The organism is Micromonospora sp. 15K316, from assembly GCF_004348525.1.
Classification (GTDB): domain Bacteria; phylum Actinomycetota; class Actinomycetes; order Mycobacteriales; family Micromonosporaceae; genus Micromonospora.
In genome coordinates this window covers 20,413-40,668 of record NZ_SMKG01000032.1, presented here as the reverse complement: position 1 = coordinate 40,668, position 20,256 = coordinate 20,413, and the positions used below count along the sequence as shown (strand labels likewise).

Annotated in this window: 20 protein-coding genes; 8 read left to right on the top strand and 12 right to left on the bottom strand. The window is 72.4% G+C overall.

The genetic code is table 11. The features are described from left to right. Positions 1-33: 33 nt before the first annotated feature. Both E1211_RS10165 and E1211_RS10160 read right to left on the bottom strand, forming a co-directional pair. Positions 34-1,179: a hypothetical protein gene (locus E1211_RS10165; RefSeq protein WP_132347768.1), complete on the bottom strand. Its 1,146-nt coding sequence runs from the start codon at positions 1,177-1,179 to the stop codon at positions 34-36. Between the two features lie 52 nt (positions 1,180-1,231). Continuing rightward, positions 1,232-1,882, bottom strand: a complete 651-nt coding sequence (locus tag E1211_RS10160; RefSeq protein WP_132347780.1) for a LysE family translocator — start codon at positions 1,880-1,882, stop codon at positions 1,232-1,234. A gap of 151 nt (positions 1,883-2,033) precedes the next feature. On the opposite strand from E1211_RS10160, the gene E1211_RS10155 reads away from it, so the two are divergent. The 3 genes from E1211_RS10155 (at position 2,034) to abc-f (ending at position 5,006) form a co-directional block, all read left to right on the top strand. Next, positions 2,034-2,513, top strand: coding sequence for a DUF1992 domain-containing protein (locus E1211_RS10155; protein ID WP_132347766.1), 480 nt, complete (start codon positions 2,034-2,036; stop codon positions 2,511-2,513). A gap of 49 nt (positions 2,514-2,562) precedes the next feature. Then, entirely contained in the window at positions 2,563-3,141 is a 579-nt protein-coding gene (locus E1211_RS10150) for a GNAT family N-acetyltransferase (RefSeq protein ID WP_132347764.1), read from the top strand. A 227-nt stretch (positions 3,142-3,368) separates the two neighbouring features. Further along, positions 3,369-5,006, top strand: a complete 1,638-nt coding sequence (abc-f, locus tag E1211_RS10145) for a ribosomal protection-like ABC-F family protein (protein WP_132347762.1) — start codon at positions 3,369-3,371, stop codon at positions 5,004-5,006. Between the two features lie 156 nt (positions 5,007-5,162). Here abc-f and E1211_RS10140 read toward each other — a convergent pair whose 3' ends face one another. The 5 genes from E1211_RS10140 to E1211_RS10120 all read right to left on the bottom strand — a co-directional run bounded on the left by E1211_RS10140 (position 5,163) and on the right by E1211_RS10120 (position 9,482). Continuing rightward, positions 5,163-5,729 (bottom strand): maleylpyruvate isomerase N-terminal domain-containing protein, encoded by a 567-nt coding sequence (locus E1211_RS10140; RefSeq protein ID WP_132347778.1) that lies wholly within the window; start codon positions 5,727-5,729, stop codon positions 5,163-5,165. Positions 5,730-5,835: 106 nt separating this feature from the next. Further along, positions 5,836-6,849 (bottom strand): HEAT repeat domain-containing protein, encoded by a 1,014-nt coding sequence (locus E1211_RS10135; protein WP_132347760.1) that lies wholly within the window; start codon positions 6,847-6,849, stop codon positions 5,836-5,838. Then, positions 6,843-7,538 (bottom strand): HEAT repeat domain-containing protein, encoded by a 696-nt coding sequence (locus E1211_RS10130; protein ID WP_132347758.1) that lies wholly within the window; start codon positions 7,536-7,538, stop codon positions 6,843-6,845. Before E1211_RS10130 ends, E1211_RS10135 begins: the two co-directional genes overlap by 7 nt. Positions 7,539-7,673: 135 nt before the next feature. Beyond that, positions 7,674-8,561, bottom strand: a complete 888-nt coding sequence (locus E1211_RS10125; protein ID WP_207915322.1) for a hypothetical protein — start codon at positions 8,559-8,561, stop codon at positions 7,674-7,676. Positions 8,562-8,678: 117 nt separating this feature from the next. Then, positions 8,679-9,482 (bottom strand): bifunctional 2-polyprenyl-6-hydroxyphenol methylase/3-demethylubiquinol 3-O-methyltransferase UbiG, encoded by an 804-nt coding sequence (locus E1211_RS10120; protein WP_132347756.1) that lies wholly within the window; start codon positions 9,480-9,482, stop codon positions 8,679-8,681. A gap of 77 nt (positions 9,483-9,559) precedes the next feature. Between E1211_RS10120 and E1211_RS10115 the strand changes: the two genes are divergently transcribed. Both E1211_RS10115 and E1211_RS10110 read left to right on the top strand, forming a co-directional pair. After that, positions 9,560-10,684, top strand: coding sequence for a P1 family peptidase (locus tag E1211_RS10115; RefSeq protein WP_132347754.1), 1,125 nt, complete (start codon positions 9,560-9,562; stop codon positions 10,682-10,684). Positions 10,685-10,887: 203 nt separating this feature from the next. Beyond that, the gene (locus E1211_RS10110) at positions 10,888-11,643 is read left to right on the top strand and encodes a helix-turn-helix domain-containing protein (RefSeq protein ID WP_132347752.1); all 756 of its coding nucleotides are present in this window, start codon (positions 10,888-10,890) and stop codon (positions 11,641-11,643) included. Between the two features lie 19 nt (positions 11,644-11,662). On the opposite strand, the gene E1211_RS10105 is transcribed toward E1211_RS10110, so the two are convergent. Next, complete coding sequence (locus E1211_RS10105) at positions 11,663-12,502, bottom strand: helix-turn-helix domain-containing protein (protein WP_132347750.1); 840 nt, start codon at positions 12,500-12,502, stop codon at positions 11,663-11,665. Positions 12,503-12,614: 112 nt separating this feature from the next. Between E1211_RS10105 and E1211_RS10100 the strand changes: the two genes are divergently transcribed. Then, positions 12,615-13,214, top strand: coding sequence for an NADPH-dependent FMN reductase (locus tag E1211_RS10100; protein WP_132347748.1), 600 nt, complete (start codon positions 12,615-12,617; stop codon positions 13,212-13,214). A gap of 43 nt (positions 13,215-13,257) precedes the next feature. Here E1211_RS10100 and E1211_RS10095 read toward each other — a convergent pair whose 3' ends face one another. Then, positions 13,258-14,184: a glycosyltransferase gene (locus tag E1211_RS10095; RefSeq protein ID WP_243709477.1), complete on the bottom strand. Its 927-nt coding sequence runs from the start codon at positions 14,182-14,184 to the stop codon at positions 13,258-13,260. Further along, entirely contained in the window at positions 14,181-14,426 is a 246-nt protein-coding gene (locus tag E1211_RS33355; protein WP_243709474.1) for a glycosyltransferase, read from the bottom strand. The genes E1211_RS10095 and E1211_RS33355 overlap by 4 nt, the downstream gene beginning before the upstream one ends. A gap of 510 nt (positions 14,427-14,936) precedes the next feature. Here E1211_RS33355 and E1211_RS10090 point away from each other — a divergent pair. After that, positions 14,937-15,470: a DUF1062 domain-containing protein gene (locus tag E1211_RS10090; RefSeq protein WP_243709473.1), complete on the top strand. Its 534-nt coding sequence runs from the start codon at positions 14,937-14,939 to the stop codon at positions 15,468-15,470. A 58-nt stretch (positions 15,471-15,528) separates the two neighbouring features. Here E1211_RS10090 and rox read toward each other — a convergent pair whose 3' ends face one another. Continuing rightward, entirely contained in the window at positions 15,529-17,070 is a 1,542-nt protein-coding gene (gene rox / locus E1211_RS10085) for a rifampin monooxygenase (RefSeq protein WP_132347742.1), read from the bottom strand. A gap of 224 nt (positions 17,071-17,294) precedes the next feature. On the opposite strand from rox, the gene E1211_RS10080 reads away from it, so the two are divergent. Further along, entirely contained in the window at positions 17,295-19,196 is a 1,902-nt protein-coding gene (locus tag E1211_RS10080) for a S9 family peptidase (protein ID WP_132347740.1), read from the top strand. A 350-nt stretch (positions 19,197-19,546) separates the two neighbouring features. Here the strand turns inward: E1211_RS10080 and E1211_RS10075 are convergent, their stop codons facing one another. Next, positions 19,547-19,867 carry a hypothetical protein gene (locus tag E1211_RS10075; protein WP_132347738.1) on the bottom strand — a complete coding sequence of 107 codons (321 nt, stop codon included), beginning with the start codon at positions 19,865-19,867 and terminating at the stop codon, positions 19,547-19,549. Positions 19,868-20,256: the final 389 nt, after the last annotated feature.

Genomic DNA, 20,256 nt, shown 5'->3' with positions numbered 1-20,256 from the left:
CGTCCCGCCCGTGGTGGCGCGTCGGGCGCGGGCTCAGCCCGCCGCCGCGCCGGAGCCGAGCCGGGCCAGCGCCGCGGCCAGGTCGCTGACCTGAGCGGCGAGCTGCGCCACCCGCTGCTGGGCGGAGTCCCGGTCGGCCTCGGCGGTCTGCAGGCGTACGGTCAGCTCGGTGAGCCGGCCCTCGGCGGTGGCCGCGGCCCGCCGGGCGGCGGCCAGCTCGTCGGCGAGGGTCTCGCCGCGCGCGGCCGCGGCGGTCAGCTCGGTGCGCAGGTGACCGGCGGCCGCGTCGGCTTCCAGGCGGGCGGTCTCGGCCTGCCGGACGGCCGCCTCGGCGCGGTCCCGAGCCCGGTCGGCCTCCTCGCGGGCCCGGACGGCGTCGGCGGCGCCGGCGCGGGCCCGGGTGGCGTCGGTGCGGGCCTGTTCGGCCTGCCGGCGGACGTCCTCGACCTCGCTCTGCCACCGCTGGGCGCGTTGGTGCGCCTCGGCGGCGTCGCGGGTGGCCCGGTCGGCGTCGACGCGGGCGGCGTCCCGCTCCGCGGTGAGGTCGGCGACCCGACCCCGTTCGGTGTCGCGTTCCGCGCGCACCGTACGCAGCTCCTGCCGCGCCGCGTCCCGGTCCCGTTCGGCCTGCACCCGCAGCGCCTGCGCGGCGGTGGCGGCCCGGCGCGCCTCGTCCCGGTCCGCCTCGGCCTGACTGGCGCGCTCGGCGTCCCGGGCGGCCTGCTCGGCGGCGTGGGCGGCGTCGGTGCGGGCGGTGTCCCGCTCGGCGAGCGCGGCCCGCGCCTGCTCACGGGCCTGCGCGGCGGCGGCCGTGGCGTCCTCGGCCTCGCGGCGGGCCTCGTCCCGCTCGGTCTGCGCCGCGGCGACCTCGGTGGCCGCCTCGGCGCGGGCCTGGGCGAGCTGCCGCTCCACCCCCACGGGGGAGAGTTCGGCGTGCAGCGCCTCGGTCAGCGTCTCCACGATCTGGTCGAGGCGGTCCACCGCCTCCCACGTCCGGGCCACCTGCCCGGGCAGGCCGGGGGCGTTGCGGTGCCGCATGCGGCTGTTGCGCGAGGCCCGCAGGCAGGCGCCGTCGTTGTCGCGGCAGTACCGGAACGGCCGGCCGGCGCCGGCACGTTGCGGCACCGGACGTCCACAGTGGGCGCAGGGGCGGATGTCGGCGGTGGGCTGGGCGTCCATCGAGGGCGAAGTCTAGTGGGATCCGTCCCGCCGGTCGGAACCCGGCGACGACTCAGGGGGTGGCCACGGCGGCGCGGGACCGGTCGGCGGCGATGCGTACGGCCAGGGCGCCCAGCACGGTGCCCATCACCCAGCGCTGCACGCGCAGCCACGACGGCCGCCGGGCGAAGAACCCGGCCAACGCGCCGGCGGTGAGCACGATCAGGCCGTTGACCACCACGGCGACGCTGATCTGGGTCAATCCGAGCAGCAGGCTCTGCAGGGCCACCTGCCCGCGCTGCGGCTGCACGAACTGCGGCAGCAGCGACACGTAGAGAATCGCGATCTTGGGGTTGAGCAGATTGGTCACCAACCCCATGGTGAACAGCCGGCGCGGCCGTTCCACTGGCATCGGCGCCGGAGTGAACGGGGAGCTTCCACCGGGCCGCAGCGTCCGCCAGGCCAGCCAGAGCAGGTACGCCGCGCCGGCCAGCTTCACCGCCGTGTACAGCGCCGGCACCAGCACGAACACGGTGGCCAGCCCGGCGACCGCGGCCAGCAGGTAGATCCCGAACCCGGCGGCGACGCCGAGCAACGAGACGAACCCCGCCCGGCGGCCCTGGGTCACCGACCGGGACACCAGGTAGACCATGTTCGGCCCCGGAGTCAGCACGATGCCCAACGCCACCAGCGACATCCCCACCAACGCGCCCGCATCCACCATCGCCCGCACCCCTCCCTCATTGATCAACGCTTCGACGCTACGGCCGCCGGCACCGGCCGGGGGAGTGCCACCGCAACGACCGTGGCCTGCCTCTTCTCGGTGGCCGGCCGGGAATTCGCGGCGCGTTACGGTGGGCCGGGGAGGTGACCGGATGACGAACATGTGGGAAGCGACGGTCGAGGCGCAGATCCGCTCCGCCCAGGAGCGCGGCGAGTTCGACAACCTGCCGGGCGCGGGCAAGCCGATCCCGGGCCGGAACCTGCCGTACGACGAGTCGTGGTGGATCAAGAGCTTCATGGAGCGGGAGAAGCTCCCCAGCGACCTGCTGCTCCCCACACCGCTGCAGCTGCGCCGCCGGGTCGAGCGGGTGCCCGACGAGGTGCGTGAGCTCCCCACCGAGCAGGCCGTACGCGACTTCTGCGCCCTGCTGAACACCGAGATCATGGCCTGGCTGCGCCTTCCCACGGGCCCGCGGGTCGTGGTGCGTCCGGTCAACGTCGACGCCGTGGTCCGGCGCTGGCGCGACGAGCGACGTGCCGCCGTGACGTCCCGCACACCGCCGACCGCCACGCAGACCGGCCGGACGCCCCGGCGGGCCTGGTGGCCGTGGCGTCGCCGCTCCGCCGCCTGACCCACCTGCCGGGGCCACGGACGACCCGCCTTTTCGGCAGAATGCCCTCGTGTCGATCATCCTGCGGGCCCCGGCGACCGTGACCGCGCCGGAGCTGCTGCTGCGCCCCTGGCGGGACGACGACCGGGACACGCTGGTCGCGGCGCACCAGGATCCGGTCCTGCGGAGCTGGACCCGCAACCCGCTCACCACCGCCACCGAGGCGGGCCGCTGGTTGACTCAGGCGCAGCGAGGTTGGCGGGCCGGCGACTGGCTGACCTTCGCCGTGTGCGAGCCGCACCCGGACGGCGGCCACCGGCCGGTGGCGAACGTGGTGCTCAAGAACGTCGCGCCCGGCCGGCCGGCCGCCGAGGTGGGCTACTGGACGGCCGCCGCGGCGCGCGGACGCGGTGTGGCCGGCCGGGCCGTCGACGCGGTGAGCCGGTGGGCGTTCACCCGCTTCGCCGGGCTGACCCGGCTGGACCTGCTGCACCAGATCGACAACCCGGCCTCCTGCCGGGTCGCCGAGAAGGCCGGCTTCGCCTTCGTCGAGGTGCTGCCGGCCCGGCCACCGTTCCCCCGCGACGGGCACCGACACGTACGCCACGCCGGCTCGACCGGATCAGGCGGCTCGGCGATCAGATCTTGAAAACGAGTTGCCGCGAGTCCGACGGCTGTTACCGTTGGGCCCGCGAAGTGACCAGGACCAGGGAGCAGAACATGGTGGGTGAAGACGACATCTCCGGGTGAGACCGGGCAGTGAGTGGCCACCGGCGGCGCGAGTCAGCGCCGACGCCGGGGCCTCGTCGTCGTCTTCCTGATTCGCCTCCCGGGCTGCGCCCGCAGCGCGCCCGCCAGCCTTTCCGAGGTCCACCCATGTCCAGTGCGTCCATCATCTGCTCGAACCTCTCCTTCTCGTGGCCGGACGACACCCCGGTCTTCGAGGAGCTCTCCTTCACCGTCGGTGAGGGCCGGACGGGTCTCGTCGCGCCCAACGGCGCCGGCAAGAGCACCCTGCTCAAACTCATCGCGGGCGAGTACCAGCCCACCGGCGGCAGCGTCACCGTCGACGGGGTGCTCGGCTACCTGCCGCAGACCCTGCCGCTGGCCGCCGACCTGACCGTGGCCGAGGTGCTCGGTGTCGCCCCGCTGATCGCGGCCCTGCACGCCATCGAATCCGGCGACACCGACGAGGCGCACTTCGCCACCATCGGCAACGACTGGGACGTCGAGGAGCGCACCCGCGCCGAACTGGACCGGCTCGGCCTCGGCGACGTGTCGCTCACCCGCCGCCTGCACACCCTCAGCGGCGGGCAGGTCGTCTCCCTCGGCCTCGCCGCCCAGCTGCTGAAGCGGCCCGACGTGCTGCTGCTCGACGAGCCCACCAACAACCTCGACGTCGAGGCCCGGCGGCGGCTCCACGACGTGCTCGAGGAGTGGCGCGGCACTCTGCTGCTGGTCAGCCACGACCGGGCGCTACTGGACCGGATGGACCGCATCGCCGAACTCGACGGCGGCGAGCTGCGCCTGTACGGGGGCAACTTCACCGCGTACTCCGAGGCTGTGCAGGCGGCCCGGGAGGTAGCCGAGAAGAACGTCCGCAATGCCGAGCAGGAGGTCAAACGGGAGAAGCGGGAGATGCAGCAGGCCCGGGAGCGGGCGGCCCGCCGGGCCAGCAACGCCAACCGCAACCTCGGTAACGCCGGGCTGGCCAGGATCGTCGCCGGTGGGCTGAAGCGCAGCGCCCAGGAGTCCGCCGGTCGGTCCAACGAGGTGCACGCCTCCCGGGTCAGCGAGGCCCGCGCCCGGCTCGACGAGGCCAGCCGCGCCCTGCGCGAGGAGCAGAAGATCGCCATCGAGCTGCCGGAGACCACCGTCCCGGCCGGCCGTACGGTCTTCGAGGGCGAGGGGATGCAGGTCCGCCACGGTGACCGGGCCGTCTTCGGCGGCGACGGCGTCGACCTGACCATCCGCGGCCCGGAGCGGATCGCCCTGTCCGGGCGCAACGGCGCCGGCAAGTCGACACTGCTGCGGCTCATGAACGGCGACCTGACGCCGGAGGGCGGGCGGATCCGGCACGCCGAGGGGCGGGTGGCGTACCTGTCGCAGCGACTGGACCTGCTGGACCTGGAACGCACCGTGCTGGAGAACCTGGCCGCGTACGCGCCCACCCTGCCCGAGGCGCAGCGCATGCACCTGCTGGCCCGGTTCCTGTTCCGCGGGCCCCGCGCCCACCTGCCCGTGGGGGTGCTCTCCGGTGGTGAGCGGCTACGCGCCACCCTGGCGTGCGTCCTGTTCGCCTCCCCGGCGCCGCAGCTGCTGCTGCTCGACGAGCCGACCAACAACCTCGATCTGGTCAGCGTCGCCCAGCTGGAGAACGCGCTCGGCGCGTACCGGGGCGCGTTCGTGGTGGTCAGCCACGACGAGCGGTTCCTGCGGGAGATCGCGGTGAACCGCTGGCTGCGGCTCGACGACGGCCGGTTGCAGGAGACCGGCCCGCCCGAGGAGGACTGACGCCGCTCCCGGTTCCGCGGGGCTGCCACCGCGCCGTCTTGCGTATCGCTCCCGGCCCTGCCGCGCTGCCGGCCGGCCGGGAGCGATGCCCGGTGACCGGGACCGCTCAACCCGGCCCGCCCGGTCGCGCCGCCGTCCGGGATGTGCGCGGCGGTGTCAGTCGCGGGCGGCCCGCCAGCTCCAGGAGGTGCGCCGGGCCCGGCCGGGCAACTCGTCCCGCCCGGTCAGCCAGCGCAGCACCCGCGGCGGCGGGCCGCTGGGCGCGTCCGGGAAGAGCCGGTTGATGACGGCGGCGCTCAGGTCGGCGGGCGTCTCCCACGCCACCCCGAGGCCGGCGGCGATGTCCCCGGTGTGCAGCAGCGTCTCCGCCACCCCCATCGCCGCGAACCCGCCCGGGTCACACGGCCCGTAGTGCCAGGCGCGGGCGCCGGGATCGGCGGCGTCGACGGTCGCGGCGAGCAGCCCGGCGCAGGCGGTGACCACGGTCAGCACCGCACGTGGGCTCGCGGCGGGAGAGACCCGCAGGTCGAACGGAAGGTAGCCGTCCGCCGGTCGGCCGCTGACCTGCCCGGCGTACGCCAGCAAATCGTGGGCGACGTGTGCGACGGTGGTCCAGCAGCTCCACCTCAGGCCGCCGGCCGGCACGCCCCAGTCCTTCCCCGTGTGCGGCCCGAGCACCCGCACCATCTCGCCGGCCGCCCGTACGACGTCACTGCCACCCAGACCCGCCACGCCCCGACCTTCACACGACCGAGGGCCCGCAGACAGCCGTGGGTCGAGGCGAACGGATCGGGTGCGCCGCCGGCGCCCGGTCCCGCCGGTGGAACCTTCAGCCGTCGGAGCGCTCTTCGACGACCCTGACGAGGGCCGAGGCGATGAGGGCGACAGACCGGTCATCGTCGTGCGTCAATCGCCGTAGGGTGCCCTGCGCGACGGTCGCCGGCATCTCGGCGAGTGCCTGGGCCAGGCGTATCCGCACCGCGGAACTCGCGGCGGGGGCGGCGAGTTCCGCGACCAACGCCGTCATGATTCGATCCGCGCACTCCGGGTCCAGTGACAACGCCCCCAGGACCTCGGCCGCTTCGACGTCGTGGGCACCGTGCACCACCATGTCGACGAGGACCGGCACGGCTTCGGTCGCACCACGCCCACCCAGTGCCAGAGCGGCGTGCCTGCGCACCGTCGGGTCCGAGTCCCCGAGGGCGTCGGCGAGCACCGCGGTCGCCTCGTCACCGGGAAGCTCGGCGATCGCCAGGACCGCGCGCCGCCGGACGTCGACGTCCTCCGCGTGCAGGCCGGGGGCGACATCCGCCACCGCGTCACCGCCCGCCCGCGCGAGGGCCCACCGCAGGGCGCCGGCGACGTTCGGGTCGGATTCGGCGAGGATCGACTTGGCGAGCAGTTCGGTGGGGACCGGCATCTCCTCGGCCGGGGCCAGGACGGCCTGCTGCCGACGGGCGGCGCTGGGCGAGTTGAGGCCGTGCAGCAGCTCGACGATACGCAGGACGCCCTGCCAACCGGAGGGCGTCGAGGCGCCGACCGTGCGGAGTCGTTCGAGCAGTTCCTGCTCGCGCTTGAGTCGTTCTTCGGTCCGTCGAATCAGCTCGCTGACCAGCGCGGACGGCGAGAAGGCGGGATCCCGCAGAGCCCGCCCGATCTCCCGTAGCGACAAGCCCAGCGACCGCAGGCTCTCCACCTGGAAGATCCGGCGAATGTCGTCGGCGGAGTACTCGCGGTAGCCGCCGCCGGTGCGTCCGGTGGGGCGCACCAGCCCGAGGGAGTCGTAGTGCCGGAGCATCCGGGTACTCACCCCCGAGCGGCGCGCCACCTCGCCGATCAGCACTCGCCCTCCTCGACCCGTTCCGGGCCGAGCGCGACGATCCGGATCGCCTCGTCGACGGCGGCGTCGAAGGCGGCATCCGGGTCGCGCAGCAGCAGCTCCGTGGCGCGGGCGTGGGCGCTGACCGCCGGGTCGTCACTCGCCGCCGCCGCCCGCAGGGCCGGCTCGATGACGTCCCCGAGTACGACGAGCGCGCGACTGAGGCTCAGTTTCACGTTCCGGTCGCCGCGACCGAGCTGTGCGGCCAGCTCCGTGGCCAGCGCCTCCCGCTCCCCGTCGGGCACCAGGACGACGGCGGCACGCCAGGCGCTCCGCGCGACCTCGTCGTCGGCGTCGTGCAGCAACGACCGCGTGATCGCGGGGTACGCGCTCCGGTCACCGATCTTGGAGAGCGTGTGCAACGCCTGGCTTCGGGCCTGGGCGCGCTCGGCACGCAGCTGCGCGCGGAGCCTGGGCACCGTGACCTCGGACGGGAGACGGGTCAACGCCCAGGTGAGCATGTCACGGACGAAGAAGTCCGGCTCGACCGCGCACCGGGCCACGAGCGCGTCGACGACGCCGGCGTCGGCGTGCGTGCCGACCGCGAGAGCCGCCTGGAGCCGCGTCGACGGGTTCGCGGCGTTCAAACCGCCGAGCAGGCGTGTGTTCTGCGAATTCCTGGATGTCGAGTTGATGGGGACCACCTCCAGCACCCAGTGAAGACCTTGTCACAGTGTCAACGTCAAGTGCGCCGGGGTGGCCGGAATCGGTCGAGTTCCGGGTCACGCCGCGCGCCGCCCGGGCAGGTCACCCGCCGGTCCGGCCGGCTCGATGAACGGACGGGCGAGCTACGACGGGCCGGCGGTGAGCAGCAGCGGGGTCGTGACGCCGTGCGAGGCCGCCAGGTCGGCGAGGAAGCCGCCCAGCCAGCCCAGCGCGTCCAGGGACCACTCGGCGAGCGTCCCGTGGAAGGTCACCCGGTACCGCGGTGGGCCGGGCCAGAAGCGGTCGTCGAACGGCGGCCGCGTTGCCAGCGGATCGTGATCGGTCAGCGAGTGCGACTCGCACACGAACACGTCCTGCTCCAGCCGCCGCAGCGACTCGCTCATCCGCCGCGCCACCGCCGGGGCTGACGGCTCCTGGCCGCTGTCCAGCGTGACCCGTACCCGCGTCCGGGACCGCGGATCGGCGTCGGCGAACCAGCCGACGGCACGCAGCGACGGAACCGGCGCGCGCTGCGGGTGGGCCGCGACGTCGAGGCCCTGGACGGGGAGCAACACCTGCACCGCGTCCAGCCGCAGCGCACCGAGCCGCGCCGCCGCGTCACCGGCGCAGCGCAGGAACGGCTGCACGGGGAGCGGCCGGTCGGCGGCCACCGGCTCGACCCCCACCTGGAACCACGCGACCAGCGACGAACCCGCATCGGCGAGCGGGTGCCGCTGCCCCGCGTCGTTCATGCCCCACAGCCCCGGGGCCCCGGTCCGCGTCTCCTCGACACCACCGGCGGTCTGCCGGACGACCCCGCCGACGTCGTCGAGCCAGCCCATGGCGAGCGACCTGTCGGAGAAGAACGAGTACGCGTCCCGATCGGTGTGGCGCCACGGGTGTGGCGTCAGCTCGCCGTACAACGCCGCGAACAGGGTCCCCGCCGGCCTGCGGGTACCGGGCGCCAGACCGGGTTCGGCCTGGTCGCGGTGCGGGTACCGGTCCGGCATCCGGTCGTCGGGGACGTCCATCGCCGCACTCTACGTCGGCCGGAGCCAGCAGGGACGGTGATCGCGCGCGACGGCGTGGCCTGTCTCCTCGTGCCGTTCCATGGGTCGACACCCGAGACCGGGGACGGGACGAGACAGTCAGTCCTGTGGGGCGGAAGCGATGGTGAGCAGGTGGCTGCTCGCGCCGAGCAGGCTCGGCTCCTCCTCCACCGCGCGCAGCATCTCCAGCGTCAGGTCGGTCTGGTCGGGATCCGCCAGGATCTCCGGCAGCCGGGCACCGGTCATCCACACCGGACCCTCCACGGCGACGCGGCGCCGCAGGAGCAGGCCCGCGTCCGCCACCTCGGCCGCCGGCTCGTCCGGGTGGTGGAAGTAGGCGCTGGTGAACCACCGACGATCGGTGTCGGTGTTGCGGTGCACCCCGTCGGTCAACGCGCGCTCGACCAACGGCCGGAACCGCGGGTCGCTGAAGTAGCCCCGCGCGAAACCGTCGAGCAGCGACGCGAACCGGCTGATGGTGGCACCCACGACCACGCCGCCGGGCCGTACGACGCGAGCCGCCTCCCGCCACGCGGCGACGCGCTCGGCCCGGACCGGCAGGTGGTACAGCGGCCCGAGCAGCAGGACGGCGTCGACGCCGCGATCGGCGACGGGGAGCAGCCGCGCGTCCCCGCGTACCGCTGTCACTCCCGGTCGGATCGCCGCCTGTGCCACGTGCTCGGGCACCGGGTCGACGACGTGAACCCGGTAGCCGGCCCGGGCCAGCGGCGCCGCGTACACGCCGGTGGCACCGCCGACGTCCAGCACGGCGGCGGGCGCATCGGGCAGTTCCCGGCTCAGGACGTCCCAGGTGCGCAGGAACTCCAGCCGGCCCGCGCCCGTGGCCAGGCGGTCCCGTTCGCCGCCCTGCCGGTAGTAATCCATGATCTCTGGAGTCAGCATCCCGCAGATCGTGCACCGCGTGCCGTCGCCGACCAACCGAATTCCCGGCCGGCCGCGATTCGACCTCCTGGAGTCGTATGAGCCGGCCAGCCCGCCACTCCCGCGCCCGTGACCTCGGTATCGCCGTCGGGTCCCTGCCCACCGGAGCGCACAACGCCATCACCGACGTGCCGGGGGTGCTGGTCGGGCACACCACCGTCGACGACGGTCGGGACCTGCACACCGGTGTCACGGCGGTGGTGCCGAGCCAGCTCGGCCCGCAGCGGTGGACGCTGCCGGCCGCCGTGTACGCCGGCAACGGCCACGGAAAGCTGGTGGGCTCGACCCAGGTGGACGAACTCGGCGTCCTGGAGTCACCGATCGTGCTGACCGCCACCCTGTCGGTGTTCCGGGCCGCGGACGCGCTGCTGACCCACCTCATGGACCGCCGGCCGGACGGGGTGTCGTTCAACCCGCTGGTGGGGGAGACCAACGACGGGCACCTGTCGGACATCCGGCGACGCCCGATCACCGAGGAACATGTGCTGGCCGCGATCACCGGGGCGACCGGCGGGCTGCCGGCCGAGGGCTGCGTCGGCGCGGGAACCGGCACCACGGCCCTCGGGTACAAGGCGGGGATAGGCACCTCGTCCCGGCTGGTGAGCGGCTCCGGCGGTCCGGTGGCCGTGGGCGCGCTCACGCAGTCCAACTTCGGCGGCGTACTGACGGCGCTGGGCGTACCGCTGCCGGTGGAGGAACTGGTCCCGGAGGCAGCCCCGACCGAACCGCCCGGCAACTCCTGCATGATCGTGGTGGCCACCGACGCCCCCCTGGACGCGCGGCAGCTGGGCCGCCTGGCCCGCCGGGCCATCTTCGCCATGGCACGGGTCGGCGCTTCGTACAGCAACGGCAGCGGCGACTACGCGATCGCCTTCAGCACGGCCGAGCCGGATCGGCCGACGATCCCGGACGCGCAGATCACCCCGGTCTTCGCCGCCGTCCTGGACTCGGTCGAGGAGGCCCTGCTCAACTCGCTCTTCGCCGCGACGACCACCAGGGGTGTGGGTGGTCGTCGCGGCCATGCCGTACCGCACGAGGCCGCCGTCGGCCGGTTGGCGGCGATGAACTGCACCCGCCCGGCGGGGATGTCCAGGACGGCGGTGATCGGGGTGGGGGTGTCGAACTTCTGCATCGTGCTCTCCTCTTGCGCTTGTTGTTTCTGACACCGGAAACGCTACGTTGCGTTCATGGATCAGGCAACAAGCCTGTTGCATGTGACCTTCATCTTCCCAGGCCAAAGGCCGATAATCGTTGCAACGGCTGTGGTTTCAACGCAACGTTCGTGGCTTCGCGCGTTGCAATGGAGTAGCAGTGAACGCTATGCTCGGTGCGTTCTTGGAAGCGGCGGTGGAGGAGGGAGATCGCGATGCCGGGCGGCAGGCTCACCCAGCAGGAACGCCAGCAGATCGCGCTGGGGCTGACCGACGGACTCGCGTACGCGGAGATCGCCAGGCGCCTCGACCGCCCCACCTCGACCATCACCCGTGAGGTGATGCGCAACGGCGGCCCCACCGCCTACCGCGCCGACCTGGCCCACCGCGCCACCGGACACCGCGCCCGCCGGCACCGGCAGGTCGCCGCCCGAGGCCCGCGCGCGGCCCCACAGGCCGACGGACGCGACGCCGAGGTGGTACGCGAGTACGAGGAGGTCTTCACCACCCTGCTCATGCAGCAGGGCCTGCCCAAGATGATGTCCCGGGTGTTGACCTGCCTCTACACCACCGACGCGGGCAGTCTCACCGCGTCGGAACTCGTGCAGCGCCTCCAGGTCAGCCCGGCGTCGATCTCCAAAGCGATCACGTTCCTCGCGAGCCAGGGCCTCATCCGGCGGGAACGCGACGAACGCCGCCGCGAGCGCTACGTCGTCGACGACGACGTCTGGTACCAGGGGATGATCGCCGCCGCCCGATCCAACATCCAGCTCGCCGAGACCGCGCGGCAGGGCGTCCGGATCCTCGGCCCCGACACCCCGGCCGCCGCCCGCCTGGAGAACATCGCCCGCTTCGTCGACTTCGTCACCGAGAGCCTCACCCGCGCCGCGGAGCAGGCCCGCGAAATCCTCTACACGAAGACCGAGGCGACACCGGGCGCTGCCACCGCGCCGCGCCCCGAGCAGGGGTAGCGGGCCTGTCGCGATCCCCTCACACCACGCGGAGGGCGGCGCGTCGCGGCCGGTGGCGCAGCCGATCGACCGCCGCGGCGGTCGCCTCGTCGGCGGGGAGCCAGACGACCAGCTGCTGGGCGTCCGGGGTGGGAAGTTCGAGCGTCTCCCGATCCCAGCGCAGCGGTTCGGCGTGCGGATGGTTGAGGGTGAGCGGCACCCGGGGCGGAGGCAGATGACGGTGCAGTCGCCGGGTGAACTCGGCGCCGGCGACCGGCGCGAACTCGGCCGTGAACCACTCGAAGCTCTCGGTCGAGGGCCCGAGCCACAGGTTGAAGACCTGCTCGTCCGCGATCTGGTCCCAGTCCGCGAGGACGGCCCGGGCCTGCGGGTGCGTGAAGACGTACCGGGTGAGGTTGGGTTCCTCGGCGTCCAGCAGGCCGGTGGCGCGCATCACCGTGCCGAAACCGTCGGTGTGGGCGAGCACGTCGCCGAGCCGGTTGGTGACGAAGGCGACGCCCGGCTCGATCAGTTCGAGGATCCGGCGGACGTTGGGCCGTACGGTCCGCTCCGGTGGCGCCGGCCGCGAGCGGTCGACGCAGAGCCCGCTGCTGATCTTGGCAAGGTAGCGCAGGTGGGTGCGTTCGGCCGCGTCGAGGTTGAGCCCGTCCGCGAGGGCCTTGACGATGGGGTCGGACGGGTTACGGTCGCGGCCCTGCTCGATCCGGGTGAGGTACTCGACGCTGATGCCGGCTCGGGTGGCCAGCTCCGAGCGGCGCAGCCCCGGAGCGCGTCGCCGCTCGCGCGCCGGGAGCCCCAGCTCCTCCGGCCGCGTGCTGTCGCGCTTGGCCCGGACGAAATCCCCCAACGGCGTACCCATCCTCCGAGCGTACGACCTGATCAGCCGGCCGGACCGGTCGTAGGGTGGCCGTGCGGGGGCCAGCCTGCGACCGGTCTGGCTACGAAGCCGCGAACCGCCGACCGTTTACGGCATGAACCCCAAGAACAAGCTCGTGATCATCGTCGGCAGCGTCCGTGAGGGCAGGTTCGGGCCGGTCGTCGCCGCCTGGGTGGCGGAGCAGGCCCGGACGCAGGGCGACTTCGAGGTCGACGTCGTCGACCTGGCCGACGCGGACCTCCCGCTGACGCTGCCGGCCGCCCCGCCGAAGTTCGCCGGCGAGAACTACCCCCGGCCCGAAGGGATGCGGGACGTCACCGCGAAGCTGGCCGCCGCGGACGCCTTCGTCATCGTCACGCCCGAGTACAACCACAGCTACCCGGCTTCGCTCAAGGCGCTCATCGACTGGCACTTCACCCAGTGGACCGCCAAGCCGGTCGCGTTCGTCAGCTACGGCGGCGCGGGCGGCGGCCGGCACGCCGTGCTTCACCTGCAGAACGTCCTCACCGAGCTGCACGCGGTGACCATCCGCGACGCGCTGGCCTTCCCGAACTACTTCACCGCCTGGCAGGACGGGTCACCTCTCGACGCCGCGGCGGAGAGCTACGCCAAGACCCTGCTGGTGCAGCTCGACTGGTGGGCGAAGGCCATGCGCGCCGCCCGAACCGAAGCGCCGTACCCGGGCGGAGCGTGACCCGCCGGCGTCATCCGGAATCCGTGGCGGGGGGACGGCGCTCTCAGCCGACCATGTCGCACAGCAGCTTCGCAGCCACCGCCGCGCCGTCGGTGCGGACGGTGCCGGCCACGGCGGCCGCCCGGGCTCGGGTCTCGGGAGAAAGTGCGACACCGAGCAGCGCGGTCAGGGACTCGAAGGTCGGGCTCGGGCCGTCGTGTGCCGCGCCGATGCCGAGGTCGGCCACGCGGCGGGCCCAGTACGGCTGGTCCGCCATCTGGGGTACGACCACCTGGGGCGCGCCGGCCCGGGCGGCCGTGGTGGTGGTGCCCGCACCGCCGTGATGGACGACGGCAGCGACACGGGGGAACAGGGCGTGGTGGTTGAGCTCGCCGACGGCGAGGCAGTCGTCCTGGCCGTCGGTCACAGCCAGGTCGGCCCAGCCGCGGGAGAGGAGCGCACGGTGACCCTGCGCGCGGACCGCCTCGACGGCCGCCCGGGCCACGCCGTCCGCGTCACGCATCGGGATGCTGCCGAACCCCACGTACACCGGCGGTTCGCCGGCGTGGAGGAACGCCTCCACGTCGGCCGGCAGCGGACGGTCGTCCGTCCGGAACCACGCGCCGGTCTGCACCACGTCGAGGTCGGCCGGCTCCTGCCACGGGCTCAGGACCGGATCGGTGGCCAGCCAGGGGCGGTCGGTGAGGACGTGTTCGCGGAAGTGCCCCACCGGCGGTAGGCCGATGGCCGCCCGGTGGCTGTTGAGACCGGTCCCGAACAGCACGTTCATGGTTTCGGCGTCCAGGTCCCACAGCACCCGGTTGTCGGTCACGCTCGGCGGGAACGGCCGGCCCGGCCGCTCGAACGGCGGGTGATGCGGCGAGGGCAGGTAGGCGGGGAAGTAGGAGACGAACACGTAAGGAATGCCCCGGTGCTCGGCGGCCGTCCTCGCCCCGGCCGCGGCCGGGAGCAGGCCCGTCGCCAGGATCACGTCGCACCCCTCGGCGGCCCCTCCGCGGGAGCGGTCGTCTCTCCGGTGAGCACCGCCTTCACGAACGGGCGCACCGGCTCGCCGATCGGCGCCAGCGGAAGGCCGACGGAGTCGAACAGCTCCGCGAAGTCCGGAGGCGTGCACATCCGTACGTCCGCTCCGAGCTCCCGCAGCTGCATCGCGACCGCGACCAGCGGTTCGACGTCTCCGCGCGACCCGTAGGCCATCAACAGCACGCGCATGTGCCGAGCCCCGTTTCGTGAGTAGGTACGGTCCAGGCCGTGCCGGTAGCAGCGGGCTGACCTCGTGTTCCCGAGTTGGGTGGTCGATTCTGCGACATCCCCGGGGTCTTGCCGCAAGCCGCCCGGTGCGCGATATCCTGATCATGGAGAGAGCGACTGCCCGCCTCTCCCGCTCCGGCCGCGGGGACGGCGGTAACGACCACCGGCCGGCCTCGACGGCATCATCGCCTTCACCTCCGAGGCTCCGATCGGAAAACCGGTTGAGCCCTCCTTCCGCGTTGCCGTACGTTGCCGGCGGCCCGTCGCAGTGAGGACAGAGGACAACTCGCATGACCCCGCCTGCTCTTTAGACCTGACAGCTTTCATCGCTCGCCTGTAGCCGACGCTCCCGTCGGCTCCGCCGGGCTGCCCTCCTGCGCCCGGTCATACAGCGTTCGAGGCCGCGCGTGATCGGCCTCGTGTCAGGTCTAGAGATCAGGTCTAGAGATCATGTCTTCACAACCTCATATCGTGCTGCCCTGGGTCGTTCGCCGGACCCGGCTGCCGCTGCTCTCCTTGCGCTGCGTGGACTGCCAGTCGGAGACGGCGACCACCGGCGGCGGCAGGTTCCGCGTCAACGCCAACGGCAAGCTGCTGGACGTGTGGCTGCTGGTCCGCTGCGTGTCCTGCGACCGGACGAGCAAGCTCACCGTCCATGAGCGAAAGCCGGCCAGCTCCTTCGATCCGGCCGAACTCCACGGCTACTACGTCAACGATCCACAACTGGTGGCGTCCAGGCTGTTGGACCCGCTGCTCGCCCACCGCAACCGCTTCAGCCTGGACTGGACGAGGGCCTGGCGGCTGGACACCCCGTCGGCCTGGCTCGACGAGGGTTGGCCGGTCCGGGTGGAGGTCGCCTTCGAGGACCCGGTACCGGTACGCCCGGAACGGCTCATCGCCCACGGGCTCGGCCTCAGCAGGAACGAGGTGCTGCGCCGGATCAAGTGCGACGTCGGGCTGCGCCGCCACACCAGCACCGGATTCACCTTCACCGTGCTGCCCTAGGACGGTGGCCGGGCGGGCCGAGTGGCCCGCCCGGCCGCACCCCGAAAGGCTTACCGAACTAGTTGGGCCTGCCGAACCAGCGGGAGAGGTGGTCGTCCAGGTCCTGCTGATCGTCGCCGATCCAGGCGACGTGGCCGTCGGGGCGGAGCAGGACGCACGGGACGTCCAGCGCCGCAGTGGGATCCGCCAGGTGGTCGACCCGGTCCGCCCAGCCGCCGACGGTGAGGCATTCGGTGCGGTCCAGCAGCAGCCCCCGGCCACGGTGCAGCAGACCGTAGAGGTCCCCCTGTTTCACGTCGACGTCGCGCAGGCGGCGCCCGAGCAGGTCGGGGCCCTCGCCGAAGTCGTAGCGGACGCCGATCGCGGTGATCTTCTCGATCAGGTAGCGGTTCACCTCGTCGAAGTCCATCAGTTCGGCGAGCAGCCGGCGCACGGCCCGCGGGCCCGGTTCGGTGGAGAGCAGCTCCACCTGGGCGCGGGTGTTCTCCAGCACCTCCTCGGCGACCGGATGACGTTCGGTCTGGTAGGTGTCGAGCAGCGCCTCCGGCGCCCAGCCGCAGATCTGCGCGGCCAGCTTCCAGCCGAGGTTGACGGCATCCTGAACGCCCAGGTTGAGGCCCTGCCCGCCGATGGGTGGATGAATGTGTGCCGCGTCGCCGGCCAGCAGCACCCGCCCGACCCGATACCGTTCGGCCAGCCGGGTGGCGTCGCCGAAGCGGGACAGCCAGCGTGGGGAGTGCACGCCGAAATCGGTTCCGGCGATGGCGCGCAACTGTTGTGCGAAGTCCTCGAGGGTGGGCGGTTCCGCGCGATCGCTCACTCCGGCGGCGGGGACCACCACGCTGTACACCCCAGCGCCGAACGGCCTGAGCTGGAACTGCTTGCTGGTCTCGCCGAGCTCGGCCAGCTTGGCGGCGACCTCCTCCTGCGGCACGCCCACACTCATCTCACCCATCAGCGTCTCGGTCCGCGCGGGCTCGCCGGGAAAGCCGACACCGAGCAGCTTGCGTACCGTGCTGCGCCCACCGTCGCAGCCGACGAGATAGCGCGTACGCAGCTGCTCCCCGTCGGCCAGCTCGACGGTCACACCGTCGTCGTCCTGGACGAAGCCGGCCACCGCGCGGCCGCGCCGGACCTGCGCACCCAGTTCGATCGCGTGCTCTTCCAGCAGCTGGACGATGACCGGCTGCGGGATGCCCAGCAGGTAGGCGTACGTCGAGTCCAGGCCCGCGGGAGCGGGTTTGTCGATGCCGGCGAAGTAGGCGCCGGCCGGGCGCTGCCGTCCGCGTTCGCGGATGCGCTCCAGCAGCCCGCGCATCGCCATCAGCTCGATACTGCGAATGTGCAGTCCGACGATGCGGACGAACGACACGGGCTCGGTCTCCTTCTCCAGGACGAGTACCCGCACCTCGTGCAGCCGCAGCTCGGCGGCGAGCATCGCACCGGTCGGCCCGCAACCGGCAATGATCACGTCGAAGTCACGGGGCGCGCGATGGGCGCCGGAGGCGGGCGAGGGGAGACCGGAGACGTCGCCCGCGGTGGAGTCGCGCTCGACCGCGTCGGTCGACGACGGCTCGGCGGTGAATGGCAGAGCATGCATGGGTGTTGCCTTTCGGGAGTGCCTTGTCGGCGAGGCGCTCCCGGCGACACCTACGTCAATCGCCCGACCGTGACGGGTAGGGGGAGCACCCACATCGCTGCAACGTTCATGGGTCTCACCTCCTCGGGCGGAGTCACGGGCAACTGCAAGCTACAAGCCCGGGCAGCACCCGTCCACTCCTTTTCCCCGTCTGTGGCCCTGCTTGCTGCTGGCAGACTGATCACATGACAGGCCTGACCGCCGAGCTCGTGGTCGATGGTCGTGACCCGCGGACCCCGGCGCTCGCCCCGAACGGGCGCCTGCTCTGCTACGTCCTCGCTCCCACCAGCCGGACCGGTGACCACCTCGACACCGAACTCTGGCTCGTCGACACCGATGGCGTCGTCGCATCGCGCCGGGCGACCGCCGACACCGCAACCGAGTCCCGGCCACGCTGGTCGGCCGACTCGCAGACGCTCTTCTTCCTCTCCGACCGCGCCGATCGCGGTACCCCGCAGCTGCACGGGCTCACCCTCGCCGACGGCACGACGACCACGTTGACCAGCTGGCACGCCGGAGTCATCGACCACCTGCCGCTCACCGACCCCAACCTGGTCGCCCTGCTCGCCGAGGACGAGCCCACCGAGCAGGATGCGCGCCGCGCCCGGGACCGCGACGACGCCATCGTCGTCGGCGAGCGCGAACCACGTGCCCGGTTGCGCCTGCTCGACCTACGCACCGGTCGGGTCACCACGCCGAACGTGTTCGCGGACCGGCACGTCGTGGAACTGCGGCAACGTCCCGACGGCGGCCCACTCGCCGTGCTGACCGCTGCCAACGCCGACAACGACTACGGCCCCCGCACCGGCCAACTACACCTTCTCGACCCGACGACCGGGACTGCGGAGAACCTCGGACCGGTCGCTGCCGACGCACGATCTCTGGCCTGGTGGCCGGGCGAGGACGGTTGGCACCTCGGTTACCTCGCGCTCACCCCGCCGGTGCTGCAGGCCGGCACCGCCCTGTTCGACCTGGCCGTGCAGAGCCGCGTCCTGCGCAACCGCACCGCTGGTCTCTCGATGTGCCCCACCGAGCTCTGCCAGACCGATGCCGCCCCGCTGGTGGTGTTCGCCGACGGGCTGAACGCGACAGTGGCCCGGCTCGGCCCCGCCGACCTCACGCCCCTGTCGCATCACCCCGGACGCCTCGACAACCTGACCGCCACCCCGGATGGCGAGGAGATCGCGGTACTCACCGGCACCCGCTACCAACCCGCGAACGTCCACCTCGGGCCGCCGACCGGGCCGCTGCGCAGAATCACCACCACCCGCCCGGAACTGGACGGCATCGCGCTCGGTACGCAACAACCGTTGGCCTACCGCGCCGCCGACGGCCTCGAGCTGGACGGCCTGCTCGTACTGCCGGTCGGAAGAAGCGCCTCGGAGGGCCCGTTCCCGCTGGTCACGATCGTGCACGGAGGGCCGTACGAGCGCCACGCCGATCGTCTCCAGTTGTCCTGGTCCCCCAGCGCGCAGTGGCTCGCCGCCGCCGGCTACGCGGTGTTCCTGCCCAACCCGCGCGGCGGCCAGGGTCGTGGCCACCGGTTCGCCGCCAGCGTCGCCGGCCGGGTCGGACAGCAGGAGTGGACGGACATCCTGGCGGGCATCGAGCTGCTGATCGCCGAGGGCATCGCCGACCCCGACCGGCTGGGCATCGCCGGCTGGAGCCACGGTGGCTTCATGTCGGCCTGGGCCGTCGGCCAGACCGACCGTTTCCGCGCCACGCTGGTCGGCGCCGGCGTCGTCGACTGGGGCATGCTCGCCGCGACCGGGGAGAACGGCCAGTTCGAAGCCGCGCTCGGTGGTAGCACCGGCTGGTCCGGGATCGGCCCGCACCCGCATGACGCGGTCAGCCCGATCTCCTTCGCCAGCCACATCCGCACTCCGGTGCTCATCCTGCACGGGGCTGAGGACACCAACGTTCCCCTCGGACAGGCCGTGTACCTGCACCGGGCGCTGCGCCACTTCGACGTCGAGCACGAGTTCGTGATCTACCCGAGAGAGGACCACTCGATCCGGGAGCGCCAACACCAACTCGACGTCCTGCGCCGGACTCGCGCCTGGTTCGATCGCTGGCTTCGGCCCTGACGGGGCGCGTGGACCAGACGTCGTCGCCTCCCGACCGGTCGTTGCCGACCTGAGTTGACTTCCAGGCCGTAGGCGGAACTCGGGTCCGCCTGATGGTCCCGACGGCGGCCGGCGCTCATTATCGGATTACCGGTAATGACAATGCGGTAAATGATGCGGACTATTTGGACATAACGTAGCTACATCATAATGACTGTTATGTGCGCGCGAGAGGATTCCGCGCTGCGGAGGTACCGACGCTTGATCCACTCGAGTTCAGTGAAGTCGGGCTCTCCCGGTCGCGGGAACCCGCGACTCACCTGTAAAGCGAGTCGATCAAGGTCCGGGCCGCGACACGGATCGGCTCGCGCTCAGGTAGGCGCGAGCCATCGGGTCACTGTGTCGGTGAAGACCACCTGATAGGGAAGAGCTCGTAGGTCTTCTGCGGTCGCATCCAGGCCGCGAGCCCGAGCCAGCTCGGCCAGCCACGACCAAGGATGTTCCTCTGCGGACTCTTCGGCGTCGTCGGGAAGCACGGCGTTCAGCACGTTCGGGGTGATGCTCTCCCGAGTCTCGACGAGCGGAATGACACCACCCGGGACGCCGGTTGATCTAGCAGTGAGAGTGAACCCGCGTTCCGCGTGCAGGAGCACGCGCCGACCGTCCTCCAGAATCGCGAGCTCACTGACCATGAAGTTCCGGGTACCCGCATCCTCGGGGTACGCCCCTCGGAGATCGCAGCTGGCGACTAGGCCAACGATACGGCCGGGCTCGACCGGGGGAAGATTTTCGGGAGCACGGTAGGCGCCCGGGTACGGGCGCCAACCGGCTTGTCCGCTGCTCACCGTCCGACTCCCAAGGTCATCACCGACTCCGCCGCCCAACTCGGTGTCCGCTCGTCGCTGCTGTTCACCACCGGGCGAGTCCGCCCGACATCACCGGGTGCGATCGACGACGTGGCTTCACGCTCCCAGGGGCGAGCCGTCTCGGGCCTGGTTACGGGGAAATCGCGACGTCTTCGCGGCTCGGAACCGCCGATGCCGAGCAGAAACCCGGGCGGCATCGTCCGTCTGCTTCTTCT